The sequence below is a fragment of the Microvirga puerhi genome, from assembly GCF_020089865.1.
Classification (GTDB): Bacteria; Pseudomonadota; Alphaproteobacteria; order Rhizobiales; family Beijerinckiaceae; genus Microvirga; species Microvirga puerhi.
Map to the genome: position 1 here is coordinate 355,951 of NZ_JAIRBM010000001.1, position 16,883 is coordinate 372,833.

Below are 16,883 nucleotides of genomic sequence, written 5' to 3' on the forward strand. Positions count from 1 at the left end.
GAAGTCGCGTTGCAGGCTGCCTGGAATTTTGGCAGCGTTTGCGGACTTCGCTGGGGGTAAGGGCCGATCAAGGCCGAAATACAGGCTTTGAGCGCGGCATTCTGCTTCCCATAACAAGGATGGCACAATGGCACTTACCCTGATTATTTTGGGCGGCCTTCTTTCGATTGCTTATGGCCTGTGGGCCATTAACGACGTGATGAAGCGCGACGCCGGCTCTCAGCGCATGCAGGAGATCGCCGCGGCGATCGCTGAAGGCGCCAAGGCCTATCTCCGCCGGCAATACACGACCATCGCCGTCGTCGGCGTGGTTCTGTTCCTCATCATCGCGTATCTCCTCGGCATTCGAGTCGCCATCGGGTTCGCCATCGGCGCCATCCTTTCCGGAGCTGCGGGTTTCATCGGCATGAACGTGTCGGTCCGCGCCAATGTCCGCACTGCGCAGGCTGCAACTCAGTCGCTCGGCGGCGGCCTCGACGTCGCCTTCAAGTCCGGCGCGGTCACCGGCCTTCTGGTAGCCGGCCTCGCGCTGCTCGGCGTCGCTCTCTACTTCGGCTATCTCACCCGGATCGCGGGGCTTCCGTCAGGCAGCCGTGAGGTGATCGACAGCCTCGTGGCCTTAGGATTCGGAGCTTCTCTGATTTCCATCTTCGCCCGTCTCGGCGGCGGCATCTTCACCAAGGGAGCCGACGTCGGTGGTGACCTGGTGGGCAAGGTCGAAGCCGGTATCCCCGAAGACGATCCGCGCAATCCGGCGACGATCGCCGACAACGTGGGCGACAATGTCGGCGACTGCGCCGGCATGGCGGCCGACCTGTTCGAGACCTACGCGGTGACGGTGGTCGCCACAATGGTCCTGGCGGCGATCTTCTTCGCCGGCCAGCCGATTCTCGAATCCATGCTGCTCTATCCGCTCGGGATCGGCGCAGCCTGCATCCTGACCTCGATCATCGGCACGTTCTTCGTCAAACTCGGGCAGAACGAATCGATCATGGGCGCCCTCTATAAGGGACTCATTGTGACCGGCATTCTGTCGATCGTGGCCATCGCGCTCGTGACCTATTTCGGCATCGGTTTCGGTCCGATAGCAGGTACCCCCTATACGGGGCTCGCGCTCTTCTGGTGCGCGGTCGTCGGCCTCGCCGTCACAGCCTTCATCGTCGTCATCACCGAGTTCTACACGGGCGTCGGCTTCCGGCCGGTTCGCTCGATTGCTCAGGCTTCGGTGACAGGACACGGCACGAACGTGATTCAGGGGCTCGCGGTCTCTCTCGAGTCGACGGCGCTGCCGGCGATCGTGATCATTGTCGGCATCATCGTCAGCTATTCGCTGGCGGGCCTCTTCGGCATCGCGATCGCCGTCACGGCGATGCTGGCTCTCGCGGGCATGATCGTGGCACTCGATGCCTTCGGTCCCGTCACGGACAATGCCGGTGGCATCGCGGAGATGGCGGGGCTGCCGAAAGAGGTGCGCAAGTCGACGGACGCGCTCGACGCGGTCGGCAATACCACGAAGGCCGTGACCAAAGGCTATGCCATCGGTTCGGCCGGTCTGGGCGCGCTGGTGCTGTTCGCAGCCTATACGTCCGACCTCAACTACTTCACGCAGAATGCGGCCAACTATCCGTACTTCCAGGGCGTGAAGCCGGACTTCTCTCTTGCCAACCCCTATGTCGTCGTCGGCCTGCTCTTCGGTGGCCTTATCCCGTTCCTGTTCAGCGGCATCGCCATGACGGCGGTCGGCCGCGCGGCAGGCTCGGTGGTCGAGGAGGTGCGGCGGCAGTTCCGTGAGAAGCCGGGCATCATGGCCGGAAAGGACCGTCCCGATTACGGCCGCGCGGTGGATATGCTCACCCGCGCCGCGATCAAGGAAATGATCGTTCCGTCGCTGCTGCCCGTCCTCGCGCCGATCGTGACCTACTTCGTGGTCTACGCGATCGCCGGCAAGAGCCAGGCCTTCTCAGCGGTGGGTGCCATGCTTCTCGGCGTAATCGTGACGGGCCTCTTCGTGGCGATCTCGATGACCTCCGGCGGTGGCGCCTGGGACAACGCGAAGAAGTCCTTTGAAGACGGCTTCACGGATGTTTCCGGCAACACGCACCACAAGGGTTCGGAGGCGCACAAAGCCTCCGTCACCGGCGACACCGTCGGCGATCCCTACAAGGATACTGCGGGTCCGGCCGTGAACCCGGCCATCAAGATCACCAACATCATCGCATTGCTGCTGCTGGCGATTTTGGCTCACTCCTGATCGGCTGACGCCTCCAGCGATCGAAAGCCCCGCGGTTCAGTCCGCGGGGCTTTTTGCGTCCGGACTTCAGTAAACACGCTCCGTTGGATCGGGACTGTCAATGCCTGCCGGCGCGCGGACTCTGACGCAGCCGGAAAGTGGGGCATCCGCACAAAGAAAAAGGCCGGGCGTATGGCCCGGCCTTCGAGAATGGATTGGACGATTTTACGCGCCGAACGGGTTGAAGTTGTTCGTTCCGCGAAGCAGCTGGCCGAGGAAGCTGGATTCCTGGCCGCCCGCCGGAGTCGTGCGGGATATGAAGTCGAAAACCTTGCCGTCCTGCAGGCCATACAGCGCGACGCGCTCGACGCGTAGGCCCTTGTCGAAATAGACCGCCATGACCTTCTGCGCGACGATCTGCTCGCCCATGAACTGGAACTGCCGGCGGGAGGTCTGGCTGATGTAATACCAGCTCTTGTTGCCGACGGTGGAGACGGTCGACGGGGTGCCGAGAGTGGTGAGCACCTGTTCTCCGCTCATGCCTTTTTTGACTTGGCCGGCCGTCTGCTCGTCCACGAAGTATCCGCGATGGAATTCCTCTCCGCCCATACAGCCGGCGAGGGAGGTGGTCAGAATGGTCGCAGCCGCCAAGCGCAAGAAGAGAGTGTGATATCGACGCATCGTAGGGTTCTTCCAGGATTGTGGCGCGGACAAGCTTGCGCCTTTGGACTGTGATGGCGTAACCCGGTGTTACGGGTTTGACAAGGCAGGAAGGCCGATCACGGTGATCTTCAGTCTCTTTCGAAAGGATCCGAGGCGCGTCCTGATCGCCACACTCTACAAGGGTGTGGCCACCGCCTCGCGGGAACCAGGACTCTATGCGAGCCTCGACATTCCAGATACGCTGGAGGGGCGCTTCGAATCCCTTTCGCTGCATATGGTCCTGATCCTCCGCGCTCTCCGCCACCTTCCCGCTCCGGCCGACGATGTGGCCAAGGACCTGACGGACGCATTCTTTGCGGACCTCGATGCCTCGTTGAGGGAAATGGGGGCGGGCGACACGGTGGTGCCGAAGCGCATGAAGAAGCTGGCCTCGTCCTTTTACGGACGGGCGCGCGCCTATGATGCTCCCCTCCAGGAACAGGACGAGGTCGCCCTCGCAGAGGCCCTTGGTAGAAACGCGCAGGGCACCGAGGCACCAGCCATCCCGCTCGCGCGTTATGCGCTTGCGGCGGACCGAACCCTGAAGGAGACGGATCTTGCCGCCCTGCTGGAAAAGGGGCCAGCATTCCCGAGACCCGAAGCCTTCGTTGGGGGAGGAGTGTCATGACACCTGAAGCCGTTGGCCCGCTGACCCGGATCGTGGATGTGGTGAACATCCCGCCGACCGGAAAGCATGTTCATGTCGAGGCCTCCGCCGAAGAATGCCGGGCGCTCGCACAGGATTTTGGGCTCCCCGACGTCCAATCCCTTGCAGGAGATTTCAACCTCACCAGCACGGCCAAGGGGGTCCACGTCACCGGCAAGGTCAGGGCGGCGATCACACAGATTTGCGTCGTCAGCCTTGATCCCTTCGATTCGACCATCGAGGAAGAGGTCGAGGTCGATTTCGCGGAAGCCTCCGGCATGCCCGCCGAGCCTCCGACCGAGATGCACGAATACGAGCCGCCGGATGAAATCGTGAATGGTCAGATCGATCTCGGGGCCCTGACGGCCGAGTTCCTTGCTCTGGGTCTTGATCCCTATCCCAGGAAGCCCGGCATCAGCTTCGACTACAAGGATCCGCGAGATGCGAAGGATTCTCCGTTCGCCGCCCTGGATAGCCTGAAGGGGAAGGATTAAGTAACTTCCATGCAAGGCTTTTTTGTTTCTAGCGCCTTCCGAATCGAGGCCCCGAAAGGGCCGCCTTCAGAACAGAATTCGGTTGCGATGCCCTCGCAAACCGCTATTTTCCGCCCCCTGTCGAACGAATATCAGAAAGAAACGACATCTCATGCCCCAGCAGGTCCGGATCTCGCTTGATGCGATGGGCGGTGACCACGGTCCCTCTGTCGTCATCCCCGGCGCTGCCCTGGCTCTGGAGCGCCATCCCGACATCCGTTTCCTGATGTTCGGGAACGAGCAGGTCCTGACCCCGATCCTGAACGGCTATCCCAAGCTCAAGGAAGCGACGGAGATCCGCCATACGGAGATCTCGATCGGCATGGACGACAAGCCGAGTCAGGCGATTCGCATGGGAAGGGGCCGCTCCTCCATGTGGAAGACCGTCCAGGCCGTCCGCGATGGGGATGCTGATGCGGCGGTTTCCGCGGGGAACACCGGCGCCCTGATGGCGACGGCGAAGATCTGCCTCAAAACCATGGCGCATATCGAGCGCCCGGCTATCGCCTGCATGTGGCCGACGCTTCGGGGAGAGAGCATCGTTCTCGATGTCGGAGCGACCATCGGGGCCGATGCGGGGCATCTGGTCGATATGGCGATCATGGGTGCCGCCATGGCTCGTATCATGTTCGATCTCGACCGGCCCACCGTCGGGCTCCTGAACGTGGGCACGGAGGAGATCAAGGGGATCGAGACCGTCAAGGAAGCCGCACGGATCCTGAAGGAATCGAACCTGGCCCATCTCGATTATCGGGGCTTCGTCGAAGGCGATGATCTCGGCAAAGGCACGGTCGATGTGGTCGTGACCGAGGGCTTTACGGGGAACATCGCCCTCAAGACCGCCGAAGGCACCGCCAAGCAGATCGCAGAATATCTCCGCGCCGCCATGAGCCGGACGCTCATGGCCAAGATCGGATATCTATTCGCGAAACAGGCTTTTAACGCCCTCAGGGACAAGATGGACCCGCGCAAGGTCAATGGCGGCGTCTTCCTGGGCCTGGAGGGCGTCGTGGTGAAGAGCCATGGCGGCACGGACGATCTCGGCTTTGCCAGCGCCATCGATGTCGCCTACGACATGGTGCATTCCGAATTGATGAAGACGATCAGGGGCATGCTCGAGCATGATCCGATCGAGCAACAGGCCTGAGGAAGGCACATCTTGAAACCCATCCGTTCCATTGTGCGTGGCGTCGGCTCGTATCTGCCGAAACGCCACGTCACGAATCGCGATCTCGAGAAGCTGGTCGAAACCTCCCACGAATGGATCGTGCAGCGCACGGGGATCGAGGCGCGCCACATCGCGGACAATGACGAGACCACATCGGTTCTCGGCATCAAGGCCGCGGAGGCGGCACTCGCCGATGCTGGGCTGACTCCGGCAGATATCGACCTGATCATCTGCGCCACTTCGACGCCCGACTACACCTTTCCGTCGACCGCAACCATGATTCAAAGCGGCCTGGGCATGACGCACGGGGCTGCTTTCGATCTCCAGGCGGTCTGCACCGGTTTTGTCTATGCGGTGGCAACGGCCGACAAGTTCCTCTCGTCGGGTTCGCACAAGCGGGCTCTCGTGGTCGGCGCCGAGACGTTTTCTCGCATTCTCGACTGGAAGGACCGCACCACCTGCGTGCTGTTCGGCGATGGGGCAGGGGCTATCGTTCTGGAGGCGCAGGAAGGCGAGGGTACCTCGGCTGACCGGGGAGTCCTGACCTCGCAGCTGCGCTCGGATGGCCGCTATCGGGAAAAGCTCTATGTCGACGGCGGGCCCGGTTCGACGAAGACGACGGGCGTCCTCAAGATGGAGGGCAAGGAGGTCTTCCGCTTTGCCGTCGGATCCGTCACGGACGTCGTGCAGGACGCCTTTACCGCGACCGGCACGACTGCAGAGGATCTTGCCTGGTTCGTGCCGCATCAGGCGAACAAGCGCATCATCACTGCGAGTGCCGACAAGCTCGGAATTGCGCAGGAAAAGGTCGTCATCACCGTGGATCGCCACGGCAATACATCGGCGGCCTCGATTCCCCTCGCGCTCGACGTTGCCTGCAAGGACGGGCGCATCAAGCGGGGCGACCTCGTGATGATCGAGGCCATTGGAGGGGGATTTACCTGGGGCAGCGCTCTGATCCGCTGGTGACCCTGAGGTTTTTCCCGGATTGTCAACGGGTTGACCGTTGGGCCGTGTCTGCATAGCGTTTCAAGCGAAGCGAGCCCGGATCGTTTATTGGCCGTTGGGGGATTTCGATGGCAGGCAAGACTGTGACGAGGGCGGACCTCAGCGAGGCCGTCTACCAAAAGGTTGGTCTCTCTCGAACCGAATCGGCTGAGCTTGTGGAGAGGGTCCTTGCCGAGATCTGCGACAGCCTTTCGGCGGGCGAGACCGTGAAGCTCTCGTCCTTCGGCTCGTTCGTGGTCCGGAGCAAGGGCGAGCGGGTCGGCCGCAACCCTAAGACCGGCGTCGAGGTGCCGATCGACCCTCGTCGCGTCATGGTCTTCAAGCCCTCCAACGTCCTCAAAGCCCATATCAACGGCGAAACCGCCAGCGGCGAAGATTGAGCCGTCCCGTGGCTGGCAGCGCCATGGACAAGAGCCCAGATGCCTTTCGCACCATCAGTGAGGTCGCGGAGGATCTCGATCTGCCGCAGCATGTCCTGCGCTTCTGGGAGACGCGGTTCGCGGCAATCCGCCCTCTCAAGCGGGGCGGTGGACGCCGCTACTACCGGCCCGACGACATTGATCTCCTCAAGGGTATTCGCCACCTTCTCTACGGAGAAGGTTATACCATCAAGGGCGTGCAACGCATTCTCAAGGAGGAGGGCGTTCGCTTCGTTCAGGCGGTGGGAAGGGGCGAGCAATCCGTCGCGGCGAGCCCTGCGCAAATCGACACTGCGGTCGAAACCGATTTTCCCGATGATGGGACATCCGCCATCTACGCCGAGGACGGGCCGGAGGCCGAAGCGGCGGCTGTCGACGCCGATTGGAGCCGCCTCCATGCGGCTCTTGAGGAGCTTCGCGAATGCGAGCGCGTTCTCGACACGCTGCGCGCTCCTGCTGAACCCGGCATCAACGAATAAGATGCCTGTTTCGCGCATCAGAGATTGCGTCCGGCGGATTGTCGGCTTATATGGCGCGTCAGTCGGAGCGTAGCGCAGCCCGGTTAGCGCACTAGTCTGGGGGACTAGGGGTCGGAGGTTCAAATCCTCTCGCTCCGACCATTGAATTTTAAGGCTTATTTCCCCTGAAAGCCAAGCTTCTCACCTAGCGTTTTGCAGAGACTTGTTCCTGCAGTGTTCGTCCAACTTCGCGATGGCCGATTCGGCAAGGGTGCGAGTGCGTGGGAGATAGCGATCCAAAATCTTCTGAGCGTGTGCCTGTGAGTGACCTGTCAAGGTTACAATCTCCGGGACAATACAGCCTGCCTCTGCGAGCATTGTGACAGCTGTTCCGCGCAAGTCGTGGAAGTGGAGATCGTCCTTGAACTTGCTGGCCTCGTGGGTCTCTCTGCCATCGTGATGCTCGGGGGGCCGTATGCTTATTCCGCGTGCTCCGCTTCATGACGCGAGGGGCTGCGCCTACACCTTCGGGCCATCGCTTCCCGCGCTGCATCTGGTAACATCGTGGTGGCGGTTCTTGCTGCGCGGACCGTGACGTTCGAATCGCCGGGTGCATAAGCTCATCCATGACCGTTGCGAGAGGGTCAGCTATGCGGCGTAGAAGCAGGTTCACAATTGGCATCGCGACAGCCGCGCTTGTCCTGGGCTCGGCCGTTTACGCGCAGGACAAATATTCTCTGGTATCGCCGAGCGGAATCGCATTCTCCGACTTCAGGGGATACGAGGATTGGGCGGTGGTCTCTTCCGCCCGGACCGACGAAGTGCTCAAGGTCATTGTCGCCAATCCAATCATGATTCAGGCCTACAAGGCCGGCGTTCCGGGCAACGGCCAGCCCTTCCCGGATGGCTCCAAGATCGTGAAGCTCCAGTGGCGGCCGAAGAAGAGCGCTGAGGCACCCTTCGTCGTTGATGTGCCGGATGTCTTCACGCAGGCTTTCGTCATTGAAAAGGACAGCAAGAGATTTCCGGACAGCGGCGGATGGGGCTATGCGCTGTTCAATTACGAAGCTGCGTCCGATAAATTCACAGCCGATCCCAGCCCCTCGGATTGCGGGCACGCGTGCCATATGGCCGTGAAGGCGAAGGACTACATTTTCCACCCGTACCAGAAGCGTTGAGCCGAGCGAGACACCGGGCCCGGATGACCCAAACTTGGTCTCGCGTCAGCGACGTTCGGTGGCGCATCTCATCGGCTTGGCGCCTTCGCAATACCGATCAGAAGCGATCGACCACGCCGGCCGCCTTGAGTTCGGCTTCAACCTGGGCAATCGGTATCGATCCGGGCTTGAGCTTCTCGCGGATCATCCGTGCCCCCAGATCCACGAAGTAGGCATTCGCGGGAGTTGGCACCCCATGGAGCCGGCCCAATAGTACGATCTCGCCGTTCAGGTAATCCGTTTCGATTGAGCCGGAACCACGGGCGAGACTCTGCGTCGTCGATCCGCCGGAGCGGTGGACTCCTTCGATAGGACGAGAGCGCATCAGTTGTTCACGCCGCGGATCAGAGCCGCCGAAATCGCGCCATACAATGCCGGCAGCTTTGAAGGCAGTTTCGGCCTCGTTGCGGAGCAGGGCGTCAAAACGTCCGTAGTCGGCTTCGAGACCGAGCGCAGCCTCCAGGATGTTGCGGAGATTGAGGATCAGCTTGCCATACTTGCTTTGCATCACGTCTGACATGACGAAGGCAGCGATGTTTGCGGCTTCGAGCGCCTGAGCCAGCGCATCGTCGTGGCTGTTTCGGCAGCTCGGGTACCGACCGATATCGAAGATCCCATGGCGCGGCGTTGAGAACGCGCAGACTTCGCCTGGTGCGGTGAGAGTCGCCGGCATCATGACCGTGACCCCGTGGACTTCCGGAAAACGGCGGAGCGCGAAGCGCTCGTTGGAAACGCCGTTCTGGACGCAAAAGATGGGCTGCTCCGCTACCCCCGCTGCCCGCAGACGTTCCAGGGCGGGGAGGGTGTCCTGGGTCTTCATTGACAGCAGAATGGCGTCATCCGAACGAAAGGTGATTTCCGTCGGATCCTCAACACATGGAAAATGTGCGCGCGATGCTCTCTCAGGTGTGCGCAACAGCAAACCATTGTTCCGGATGGCCTCAAGCTGTGCACCGCGGGCGATGCCGATGACCTCTTGTCCGGAGAGAGCCGAGGCTGCTGCAACCGTGCCGCCGATTCCACCTACGCCATAAACGATGATCCGCATGACATTCCTCAAATATGCGGCAGGCCGGTACCGAGGCGCCGCCGCTTCCTGCCGGTTCCTCTCCCAATATGAAGCGTAGGTGGTAGTGTCGGAAAGAGCGCAGGTTGCAAGCCGGAACTGCGCACACCTCAACGGTATGTCGGGGCGGCGCCATTCTGCCAGGAGAAGGCCCTCCGATGCTGTCTCCCCAATCTGGTTTGACAATGGCGCACCCATCGGCAACGCTTAAACGCGCTTGGTCCAAGCGGGGCTAATCACAACTGTATCGTGTCGAAATGATATCTTTCCGACAAACATCGAGCGGCCATCATTGGCGGGCTGATCGCATTGTTCTCCGTCTGCTCGCGCCTGCCGCAATTGTTATTGGGCTTCTCGGCAGCAGCGCTGCCTTGGCGGCGCCGAACGCCGTTTCCTATGCCTGTGCTGACGGGACGCGGCTCAAGGTCGTCTTTTCACTCGTTCAGAACGGTCCTGGTTCTGTGAAGCTCAAGTTTGCGGGGACCGCGCCCGAGACAATTTTGCCTCAGGTCATTTCCGCTGACGGGGGCCGCTATAGCAAGGGAATGTTGGAGTTCTGGATCAGGGGCCGAAATGCCACCCTGACACGCCAAGGCAAGGCGACGACCTGTAAGGTCCGTTGATCTCGGCTGCCGAGAGGGGCGCGGCGCTCAATGGCCGCGCCCGACGATTGGCAGATTACGGATAAGTGCAGACGTAGCGCATGCCGTTGTTGGCCAGGAAGGTTCCGGTCACCGGGTCGTAGGAGCGGTACTTCTTGGCGCAATAGGCGGCCACGGTGGGGCTGACCGTGCCGGGAGGCGGAGGAGCGGCGGGTTGTGCTTGAGCAGAGTTGGCAATCGCTCCGGCAATCAGCGCACCAGCGGCGACGCCAGCGACACCTGCCGCAACTGCGGCCCCGTTGTCCCTATAATAAGGGCGCCCGTAATAGGGCCGCCCATAGTAATAGCCTCGACGGTAGTAATACTGAGAATAGCTTTCGTTTGGATATGGCTTCTGTACGTCGGGCAGAGACGGCCGCGGCAGCATGTCAGCGCTTGCGGGCAAGGATGTCGCGAGTGTGGCCGCACTAATCACAGCCGCAAGAAACTTGCGCATTGCTTACTCCTGGATTGCATGATGGCTGAAGGACCCAGCCATTGGGAATATCGAGCTTTACTATAGCCTGAAACGGATTAGCGGCACAATGAGCCGCGGTGTCCGCTCAGACGCAGCGGAAGATGGCCGAAAACGGCTATGCTTTCCGTGCTTGAGGGCACATCGAGCGACGTCTCATCCGACTAAGAAGCGCTGAATGTCGGCAGAACCCGAGGGGAAGCTTATCAGTATAGCCACCACAAGAGCTGAGGACCTTTAGGGAACGTCCGTTTGATTCAGATTGCGGCGAAAAATATGATTAATAAAAACTTTGTTTATGTTATCAAGTTGTGTCTGGTGGGGCATAGATGCGTAAGATCGCGTTGTTTCTTTTGATTATTTTCAGTTTGGTCCGTGGAGCGCCAGTGCGCGCTGCGGATGCTTTGCCGCAGCCGGAAGGGCCGGTGATTTTGACGATCACCGGAGAAATCGAGCAGACCAATGCACTGGGACAGGCCCGATTCGACCGGGCGATGCTCGAAGCCCTCGGGACGGCTTCCATTACGACCGGAAGCGTCTGGACGGACTACGTGCAGCACTTCGAGGGCGTTCCCATGAAGGCCGTACTCGACAGAGTCGGGGCCCGGGGGACGTCGATGATCGCCTCGGCCCTGAACGACTACAAGATCAGTATCCCCTTTAGCGACTTGAAGTACTCTCCTTTGCTCGCGATGAAGGCAGATGGTCGTGTGCTGGCCCTTCGCGACAGGGGGCCGTTGTGGATTGTCTATCCCCGTGATGATTACGATGAGTTGCACCACACCCTGTATGAATCACGTTGGGTCTGGCAGCTGAACCGATTGCATATTGAGCGATGACGGCGGTGAGTTGGAGAAGTTACAGGACGGCCCTCATCACCTTGGTCGCGATTGCCAGCATGGTCGCGTGCCTCGTGTTTACGGTCGCGCGCCTCCTCGAGGTCGAGAACGATCTGCGTACCGAGGATACCCACACCAATCTGTGGCAGATCACGCAGACACAGTACGAAGCCACGCTGTTCGCCGAAAGCCTCGCACGCGAGGCCGCAGGGGAGCCGTTCAGCGATCCCGAACAGGCGCCGGACTTCCGGATTGCCATCCTGATCAGCCGCCTCTCTGTCCTTCTGGAAGGGCCGCAGGGCCGTTTGGTCGAACAGTTCGGGCAACTCGGTGACCTCAAGCGGGCCTATCTTCAGCTGACATTGGCGGAGCCCCTGGTGCGCGAGCATCTCGTCCCTCAGGCTGCCCTGCAGATGCGCGGCGAGGCGCGAACGCTTGCACAGGATCTGAGGGACGTGGCCAACAAGGTCATGCTCCTGAACCGGGAGCAGGGGGCGGCGAAGCGCTCCATGTACCTCCGAGTCGTTTTCGAGAGCCTCGCCTTCGTCATCGGGATCGTCCTGAGCGCTTCGTTCCTGTTGTTGCGGCTCTTCAAAGGCGTGCATGAGGCGACCCAGGCCAAGCGGCTCCTTCGTCAGGAGCAGGAGCTCTCTGATCTCGTCATCAACAACATCAGCAATCAGGGCATCATCATCTTCGACGAGCAGCTCAGCTGCCTGCTCTGGAATCCCGGCATGGAGGGGTTGCTTGGCCTTAACCCCGACAATACCGTCGGGCACAACCTCCAGTCTCTCGCGCCGATCTTCGCGAAGCCCAATATCGTCCGCTCTCTGACGGAGGCGATCTATGGGACCAGCGCCATTCTCGAGGACGAGGGGCATTCACCCGAGGGGCAGGAGCGGTGTTTGGAGATCAACTGCTTCCCGCTCCATATCGCTGAGCGGCGACTCGGCATCGCCTTCATTCGCGACATCACCGAGCAATGGGCGGCCCGAAAACAGGCGGAGCGCCAGAACTTCGATCTTGAGATCAAGGTCCAGCAACGCACGGCCGCCCTCCTGCAGGCGGAGCGGCGCCTGATTGCCGCAATCGAGACCGCACCCGATGGTTTCGCAGCCTTCGACTGGACCGGAAAGCTTCTCTTCGCGAACGAGAAGATCCGTTCCGCCGAACCGGTCATGGTGTGGTGTGCCGAGGAGATGACACTGAGTATCTTCCTTCGCTGCTTCGCCATGTGCGAAGGCGCGGATGAGAGACTTCTCGCAAGAGACGATCAATTCGAGGACATCGAGCTCGATCTGCTGATCCGTGCCGATCAATGGGCTCATCTTTCCGTTGCAACCGTAGATGGCGGAACGATCTTCGTCCGTTTGACGGATATTTCCGGCTACAAGCAGGCAGCGCGCGCTCTCCAATCGGCTCTCGACCGGGAGCGGGAAACTACCGGCGCCTATCGGAACTTCGTCTCGATGGTGTCGCACCAGTTCCGGACGCCACTCGCCATTCTCGATTCGAGTGCTCAGCGAATCCTTCGGCGCGGGCAGGCCATGACCGAGGAGGAGCTGGTCGTTCGGGTTCAGCGCATCAGAAGTGCGACGAAGCGGCTGACACGGCTTGTGGAAAGCGTCTTGAACGCGGCCAAACTCGATGCCGGCCGCATGGAGTTGAATCCCGCGTCCTGCAATCTCGTGGATCTCGTTTGGGATATCTGCGAACGGCAGCGTGAGCTGAGTTCGCATGCGGAAATTCGCTTCGATGCGCCAGGTGCATCGGTTCAGGTCTATTGCGACAGCATGTTGATCGAACAGGTCGTCATCAATCTGCTGTCGAATGCCGTGAAATATTCGGGCGAGAACCCAGTCGTCGAGGTGAAGATCTGGATGGATGGTTCCCGCGCCTTTTGCTCCGTCCGGGACTGGGGCATCGGCATTCCTGCGGACGAATTGTCCAGGATCTTCGACCGGTTTTATCGCGCCCGGACGGCAACCGGAATTGCAGGGACCGGGATCGGTTTGAATTTCGCTCAAAAAATCATGCACTTGCATGGGGGCGAGATTCAGGTGGAAAGTTACGAGGCTGCGGGATCGCTGTTCACGTTCGACCTGCCGACGTCGAATGTCGATCAATCGCAGCAGGCGGCATGAAAGGGGCCTAAAAAACAATGGATGCCCGTCAGACCATTTTGTGCATCGAGGACGAGGACGATCTGCGCACCGACATCGCGGAGGAGCTGGAATCCGCCCATTACAATGTCATTCAGGCTGCGAACGGCAGCGAGGCCCTCACGGTGCTCAAGAAGCACAGGCCAGACCTTGTCCTGTGCGACATCACGATGCCGGGGCTTGGTGGCTATGACGTGCTCAAGGCCATGCGCGAGCGCGGCGAGCTGGCCGATGTCCCGTTCATCTTCCTGACCGCCTTGGCTGATCGGAACGACGTGCTCGTCGGCAAGCAGGCCGGAGCCGACGACTACCTGGTAAAGCCGATCGACTACGAAATCCTTCTCGCCACCGTGGCGGCGCGATTGAACCAAGTAGCTCGGGTCCAGAAGAGTGCCGTTCAGCGTGCCGAGGAGGCATGGCAGGAGATTCTGCAATCGTCCCGCGGCCGCACGGCGGAAGCGCTGTACAAGGCGACCTTCGCATTCGATCGCTTCCTGGTCGGGGTCGTGGTCGTGGATGAGAAGGGGAGCGTGCGCCTCATGAACAAGGAGGCTGAGCGCATCCTGGCGGAGGATGACGGCCTAGGCGTATCCCAAGGCATTCTCAAGGGCGCTGTTCCCAAGACGAATGCGAAGCTTCATGAAAGCATCGTGAAGGCTTTCCATGAGGAATCCCTCGACGAGATCGTGTCCTTCCAACGCCTCTCGGGCGGCAGGCCTTATCTCGTGCTGATTCCGGGACAGCGCTTCTCAGCAGAAGAAAAGCCCGAGGCGGTCGTGCTTCTCCTGATCGACACCGAGCAGCGCACCAAGGTATCCGGCGAGACCCTCGTGCGTCTCTATAATCTCACGCCATCCGAAACGCGCGTGGCCCTCATGTTGATCGATGGAAAGCGTCTCGATCAGATTGCCGAGGAACTCGATGTCGCCCAGACGACTGTCGTTTTCCATCTGAAGAACCTGTTCAGAAAGACCGAAACGAACCGCCAGGCTGATCTGATCCGTGTCCTGCTCTCGGTGCCGCTGAGGACGGCAGGCGACTGATAAGCAGCTTTAATACATGAGTTACCATGTTGCGAGGCGGCAAGCTTAGCCACGTCTCTGCCACGATTCGTTCAGCTTCCAGAGAGGTTTTCCTCCATATAAATGTTGCCATCGAATCGGGCAGGGGCCTTCGGTCTCTGCGTGACGCAAGGTGACGTTCATGAAGTTCTCTCGACTGATTTCCGGTGCCGTTCTGGCCGCGGCCCTCGTGACGAGTGCTGCCTCGATCGAGCCAGCCGCTGCCCGTGATCGTCTGTCTCCCGGCGCTGCGGCCGCTCTTGGCGTCTTGGGCGGTCTCGCTGTCGGAGGCGCCATTGCCGCCTCGCAGAGCCCCGCTTATGCCGCGCCTGTTGCGGGCCCCGTCTATGCCCCGCCGCCCCCGGCTCCGGTGTATGTAGAGGAAGCTTCGCCTGTCTATTATCCGCCGCCAGCCCCCGTCTACGTAGAGCGCTGCTTTACGGACCGGTATAGCGAGTGGGTCCCGGGCTGGGGCTGGCAGCCTCGCCGCCGGACAGTCTGCCATTGAAGGTAAGGCCCGCATCGCGGGCCTTTTTCTTTTGTAGCTGAGGCAACCCTGATTCCAGGGCAGCGTTGATCTGCGGCGAGATCAATGCGAGCGGCGAAAATGACCCAGCCCAAAGATACATCGGCCATGCCTCACGGCACCAAGCTCAATCCAGGGGACGAGGGCGCCTCAGATACTCCCGGCATTGGCGAGAATATTTGCCGGGAATGTAACGGCAGCGGGAAGATCGGTAATCGCGCGTGCCCGATTTGTGGCGGGACGGGAATCGTCCTCGAAGAGATCGGCGGCGGCTGAGCCTATACTTTGTCCGGCTTGCCCATCCAGCGGATCAGGGGAAGCAGGGGCACGATCCAGATCAATCCAAGCACGATATAGGCGATGGTCTGCATAGGCTTGGGCGCTTCAGTAATGCGGCCCTCGGCAACTGCCATAGCGAACAGCACGTAGAACGCGATGAAGATCATCATCACGACCGTGCCGATCAGCTTGCGTGTACGCATGCCCATGACCTTGATCCTTCATCCAAAATTCCGGGACCGGCAAAATTCCAGGACCGGGAGGTGCGTCACCGGCTAGAATTGCCTCGAAGAGCCGCAACCTCTATGTGACAGCCGGTATCCCGGGTTCAAGCCCAAATTCATCGAGAGAGTGAGTATGGCTGTCGCAGCCTCGCCCGAGGGCATGGCGTTGTCGGGTCCTTCCACCGCGCGGACTCTTTTCGCAGTGCGGACATGGCTCTACGTGCTCGCGGCCCTTGTCATCGCCATGATAGCGGTCGGTGGCGCTACGCGCCTCACAGGCTCCGGCCTTTCCATCACCGAATGGAAGCCCGTGACGGGAGCCATCCCGCCTCTGACCGAGCAGGCCTGGGTGGCGGAGTTCGAGAAATATCGCCAAATCCCGCAATACGAACTCGTCAACAAGGGAATGACCCTCGGCGAGTTCAAGTTCATCTATGCCTGGGAGTGGGGGCATCGCCAGCTGGGTCGCCTGATCGGCCTCGTGTTCTTTCTGCCGCTCGTCTTCTTCTGGTGGCGCGGAGCCATCAAGGGACGCCTTGCACTGACTCTCCTCGGAATTGGCGCGTTGGGCGGGCTCCAAGGAGCGGTCGGCTGGATCATGGTGGCGTCCGGCCTCGAGCCGGGAATGACAGCGGTCGCACCAATCAAGCTTGCCCTTCACCTGACTGTCGCGAGCGTCATCCTGGCCTGCCTCGTCTGGGTCGCGGCTGGACTGCGGAAGCATGAGCCAACCGAGGCGCAAATTGAGCCCAGGCTCGGCGCCGTTCCTGCGGTCCTGGCATGCCTCGTCCTGCTCCAGATTGCCCTTGGCGGTCTCGTGGCAGGCTCGAAGGCGGGCTTTACCTACAATACGTGGCCTTTGATGGATGGCAGCGTCGTGCCCCCCGGCTCAGTGCTGTTCAGCGTCACGCCATGGATCGAGAACTTCGTCGATAATCTCGCTCTCGTGCAATTCAACCACCGGATCGTGGCCTATGGCATCGTGATCTTGGCCCTGTGGCATGTCTGGTCCGTCAGCCGGCGGGCTCCCGCTTCCAAAGCCGGACGCCGGGCAAGGGCTGTTGCAGGACTTGCCATCGGGCAGATGGTGCTCGGGATTGCGACGCTGCTTCTGGTCGTCCCGTTGTGGGCCGGGCTGCTGCATCAAGTCTTCGCCATGGTGGTTCTCAGCATGGCTGTCGTTCACACCCGCGTCAGCCGGGACGCCGTCGCTTAAAATACAGAGGCAC

Annotated in this window: 19 protein-coding genes and 1 tRNA gene; 16 read left to right on the top strand and 4 right to left on the bottom strand. The window is 60.8% G+C overall.

Annotated features, from left to right (window positions below; translation table 11 throughout):
• Positions 1-127: 127 nt before the first annotated feature.
• Complete coding sequence (locus K9B37_RS01655; RefSeq protein WP_224311047.1) at positions 128-2,251, top strand: sodium-translocating pyrophosphatase; 2,124 nt, start codon at positions 128-130, stop codon at positions 2,249-2,251.
• 204 nt (positions 2,252-2,455) lie between these two features.
• Here the strand turns inward: K9B37_RS01655 and K9B37_RS01660 are convergent, their stop codons facing one another.
• Positions 2,456-2,911 (bottom strand): outer membrane protein assembly factor BamE, encoded by a 456-nt coding sequence (locus K9B37_RS01660; protein WP_224311048.1) that lies wholly within the window; start codon positions 2,909-2,911, stop codon positions 2,456-2,458.
• A gap of 103 nt (positions 2,912-3,014) precedes the next feature.
• On the opposite strand from K9B37_RS01660, the gene K9B37_RS01665 reads away from it, so the two are divergent.
• From K9B37_RS01665 to K9B37_RS01700, 8 genes are all read left to right on the top strand, one after another.
• Positions 3,015-3,560, top strand: a complete 546-nt coding sequence (locus K9B37_RS01665; RefSeq protein ID WP_224311049.1) for a ubiquinol-cytochrome C chaperone family protein — start codon at positions 3,015-3,017, stop codon at positions 3,558-3,560.
• A complete protein-coding gene (locus K9B37_RS01670; protein WP_224311050.1) occupies positions 3,557-4,072 on the top strand; it encodes a YceD family protein in 516 nt (171 codons plus the stop codon). The genes K9B37_RS01665 and K9B37_RS01670 overlap by 4 nt, the downstream gene beginning before the upstream one ends.
• Positions 4,073-4,223: 151 nt before the next feature.
• The gene (gene plsX, locus K9B37_RS01675) at positions 4,224-5,258 is read left to right on the top strand and encodes a phosphate acyltransferase PlsX (protein ID WP_224311051.1); all 1,035 of its coding nucleotides are present in this window, start codon (positions 4,224-4,226) and stop codon (positions 5,256-5,258) included.
• A gap of 12 nt (positions 5,259-5,270) precedes the next feature.
• Positions 5,271-6,248, top strand: coding sequence for a beta-ketoacyl-ACP synthase III (locus K9B37_RS01680; RefSeq protein ID WP_224311052.1), 978 nt, complete (start codon positions 5,271-5,273; stop codon positions 6,246-6,248).
• A gap of 107 nt (positions 6,249-6,355) precedes the next feature.
• On the top strand, positions 6,356-6,667 hold the full coding sequence (locus tag K9B37_RS01685) for an integration host factor subunit alpha (protein ID WP_224311053.1): 312 nt from the start codon (positions 6,356-6,358) through the stop codon (positions 6,665-6,667).
• A gap of 23 nt (positions 6,668-6,690) precedes the next feature.
• Complete coding sequence (locus tag K9B37_RS01690) at positions 6,691-7,185, top strand: MerR family transcriptional regulator (RefSeq protein ID WP_224311194.1); 495 nt, start codon at positions 6,691-6,693, stop codon at positions 7,183-7,185.
• 63 nt (positions 7,186-7,248) lie between these two features.
• A tRNA-Pro gene (locus tag K9B37_RS01695) sits at positions 7,249-7,326 on the top strand.
• 488 nt (positions 7,327-7,814) lie between these two features.
• Complete coding sequence (locus K9B37_RS01700) at positions 7,815-8,342, top strand: cytochrome P460 family protein (protein ID WP_224311054.1); 528 nt, start codon at positions 7,815-7,817, stop codon at positions 8,340-8,342.
• 97 nt (positions 8,343-8,439) lie between these two features.
• On the opposite strand, the gene K9B37_RS01705 is transcribed toward K9B37_RS01700, so the two are convergent.
• Positions 8,440-9,429: a ketopantoate reductase family protein gene (locus tag K9B37_RS01705; RefSeq protein WP_224311055.1), complete on the bottom strand. Its 990-nt coding sequence runs from the start codon at positions 9,427-9,429 to the stop codon at positions 8,440-8,442.
• 275 nt (positions 9,430-9,704) lie between these two features.
• On the opposite strand from K9B37_RS01705, the gene K9B37_RS01710 reads away from it, so the two are divergent.
• Complete coding sequence (locus K9B37_RS01710) at positions 9,705-10,070, top strand: MliC family protein (RefSeq protein WP_224311056.1); 366 nt, start codon at positions 9,705-9,707, stop codon at positions 10,068-10,070.
• A gap of 55 nt (positions 10,071-10,125) precedes the next feature.
• Here K9B37_RS01710 and K9B37_RS01715 read toward each other — a convergent pair whose 3' ends face one another.
• Positions 10,126-10,545 (bottom strand): BA14K family protein, encoded by a 420-nt coding sequence (locus K9B37_RS01715; protein ID WP_224311057.1) that lies wholly within the window; start codon positions 10,543-10,545, stop codon positions 10,126-10,128.
• Between the two features lie 347 nt (positions 10,546-10,892).
• On the opposite strand from K9B37_RS01715, the gene K9B37_RS01720 reads away from it, so the two are divergent.
• The 5 genes from K9B37_RS01720 (at position 10,893) to K9B37_RS01740 (ending at position 15,427) form a co-directional block, all read left to right on the top strand.
• A complete protein-coding gene (locus tag K9B37_RS01720; protein ID WP_224311058.1) occupies positions 10,893-11,402 on the top strand; it encodes a putative pterin-binding protein in 510 nt (169 codons plus the stop codon).
• Between the two features lie 5 nt (positions 11,403-11,407).
• Complete coding sequence (locus tag K9B37_RS01725) at positions 11,408-13,546, top strand: sensor histidine kinase (protein ID WP_224311059.1); 2,139 nt, start codon at positions 11,408-11,410, stop codon at positions 13,544-13,546.
• Between the two features lie 17 nt (positions 13,547-13,563).
• The gene (locus K9B37_RS01730) at positions 13,564-14,607 is read left to right on the top strand and encodes a helix-turn-helix transcriptional regulator (RefSeq protein ID WP_224311060.1); all 1,044 of its coding nucleotides are present in this window, start codon (positions 13,564-13,566) and stop codon (positions 14,605-14,607) included.
• A 160-nt stretch (positions 14,608-14,767) separates the two neighbouring features.
• The gene (locus K9B37_RS01735; RefSeq protein ID WP_224311061.1) at positions 14,768-15,133 is read left to right on the top strand and encodes a hypothetical protein; all 366 of its coding nucleotides are present in this window, start codon (positions 14,768-14,770) and stop codon (positions 15,131-15,133) included.
• A gap of 99 nt (positions 15,134-15,232) precedes the next feature.
• Positions 15,233-15,427 carry a hypothetical protein gene (locus tag K9B37_RS01740; RefSeq protein ID WP_224311062.1) on the top strand — a complete coding sequence of 65 codons (195 nt, stop codon included), beginning with the start codon at positions 15,233-15,235 and terminating at the stop codon, positions 15,425-15,427.
• 2 nt (positions 15,428-15,429) lie between these two features.
• Here K9B37_RS01740 and K9B37_RS01745 read toward each other — a convergent pair whose 3' ends face one another.
• Entirely contained in the window at positions 15,430-15,639 is a 210-nt protein-coding gene (locus K9B37_RS01745; RefSeq protein WP_224311063.1) for a DUF2842 domain-containing protein, read from the bottom strand.
• A gap of 175 nt (positions 15,640-15,814) precedes the next feature.
• Here K9B37_RS01745 and K9B37_RS01750 point away from each other — a divergent pair, with 175 nt between their 5' ends.
• Positions 15,815-16,870 (top strand): COX15/CtaA family protein, encoded by a 1,056-nt coding sequence (locus K9B37_RS01750; RefSeq protein WP_224311195.1) that lies wholly within the window; start codon positions 15,815-15,817, stop codon positions 16,868-16,870.
• The last annotated feature ends 13 nt before the right edge of the window (positions 16,871-16,883 follow it).

Bases quoted from the DNA above. Each gene is read 5' to 3' on its own strand.
- K9B37_RS01655 (WP_224311047.1), top strand. From the start codon at position 128: ATGGCACTTACCCTGATTATTTTGGGCGGCCTTCTTTCGATTGCTTAT.
- K9B37_RS01660 (WP_224311048.1), bottom strand. From the start codon at position 2,911: ATGCGTCGATATCACACTCTCTTCTTGCGCTTGGCGGCTGCGACCATT.
- K9B37_RS01670 (WP_224311050.1), top strand. From the start codon at position 3,557: ATGACACCTGAAGCCGTTGGCCCGCTGACCCGGATCGTGGATGTGGTG.
- plsX (WP_224311051.1), top strand. From the start codon at position 4,224: ATGCCCCAGCAGGTCCGGATCTCGCTTGATGCGATGGGCGGTGACCAC.
- K9B37_RS01685 (WP_224311053.1), top strand. From the start codon at position 6,356: ATGGCAGGCAAGACTGTGACGAGGGCGGACCTCAGCGAGGCCGTCTAC.
- K9B37_RS01690 (WP_224311194.1), top strand. From the start codon at position 6,691: ATGGACAAGAGCCCAGATGCCTTTCGCACCATCAGTGAGGTCGCGGAG.
- K9B37_RS01700 (WP_224311054.1), top strand. From the start codon at position 7,815: ATGCGGCGTAGAAGCAGGTTCACAATTGGCATCGCGACAGCCGCGCTT.
- K9B37_RS01705 (WP_224311055.1), bottom strand. From the start codon at position 9,429: ATGCGGATCATCGTTTATGGCGTAGGTGGAATCGGCGGCACGGTTGCA.
- K9B37_RS01710 (WP_224311056.1), top strand. From the start codon at position 9,705: ATGATATCTTTCCGACAAACATCGAGCGGCCATCATTGGCGGGCTGAT.
- K9B37_RS01715 (WP_224311057.1), bottom strand. From the start codon at position 10,545: ATGCGCAAGTTTCTTGCGGCTGTGATTAGTGCGGCCACACTCGCGACA.
- K9B37_RS01720 (WP_224311058.1), top strand. From the start codon at position 10,893: ATGCGTAAGATCGCGTTGTTTCTTTTGATTATTTTCAGTTTGGTCCGT.
- K9B37_RS01730 (WP_224311060.1), top strand. From the start codon at position 13,564: ATGGATGCCCGTCAGACCATTTTGTGCATCGAGGACGAGGACGATCTG.
- K9B37_RS01735 (WP_224311061.1), top strand. From the start codon at position 14,768: ATGAAGTTCTCTCGACTGATTTCCGGTGCCGTTCTGGCCGCGGCCCTC.
- K9B37_RS01740 (WP_224311062.1), top strand. From the start codon at position 15,233: ATGACCCAGCCCAAAGATACATCGGCCATGCCTCACGGCACCAAGCTC.
- K9B37_RS01745 (WP_224311063.1), bottom strand. From the start codon at position 15,639: ATGGGCATGCGTACACGCAAGCTGATCGGCACGGTCGTGATGATGATC.
- K9B37_RS01750 (WP_224311195.1), top strand. From the start codon at position 15,815: ATGGCGTTGTCGGGTCCTTCCACCGCGCGGACTCTTTTCGCAGTGCGG.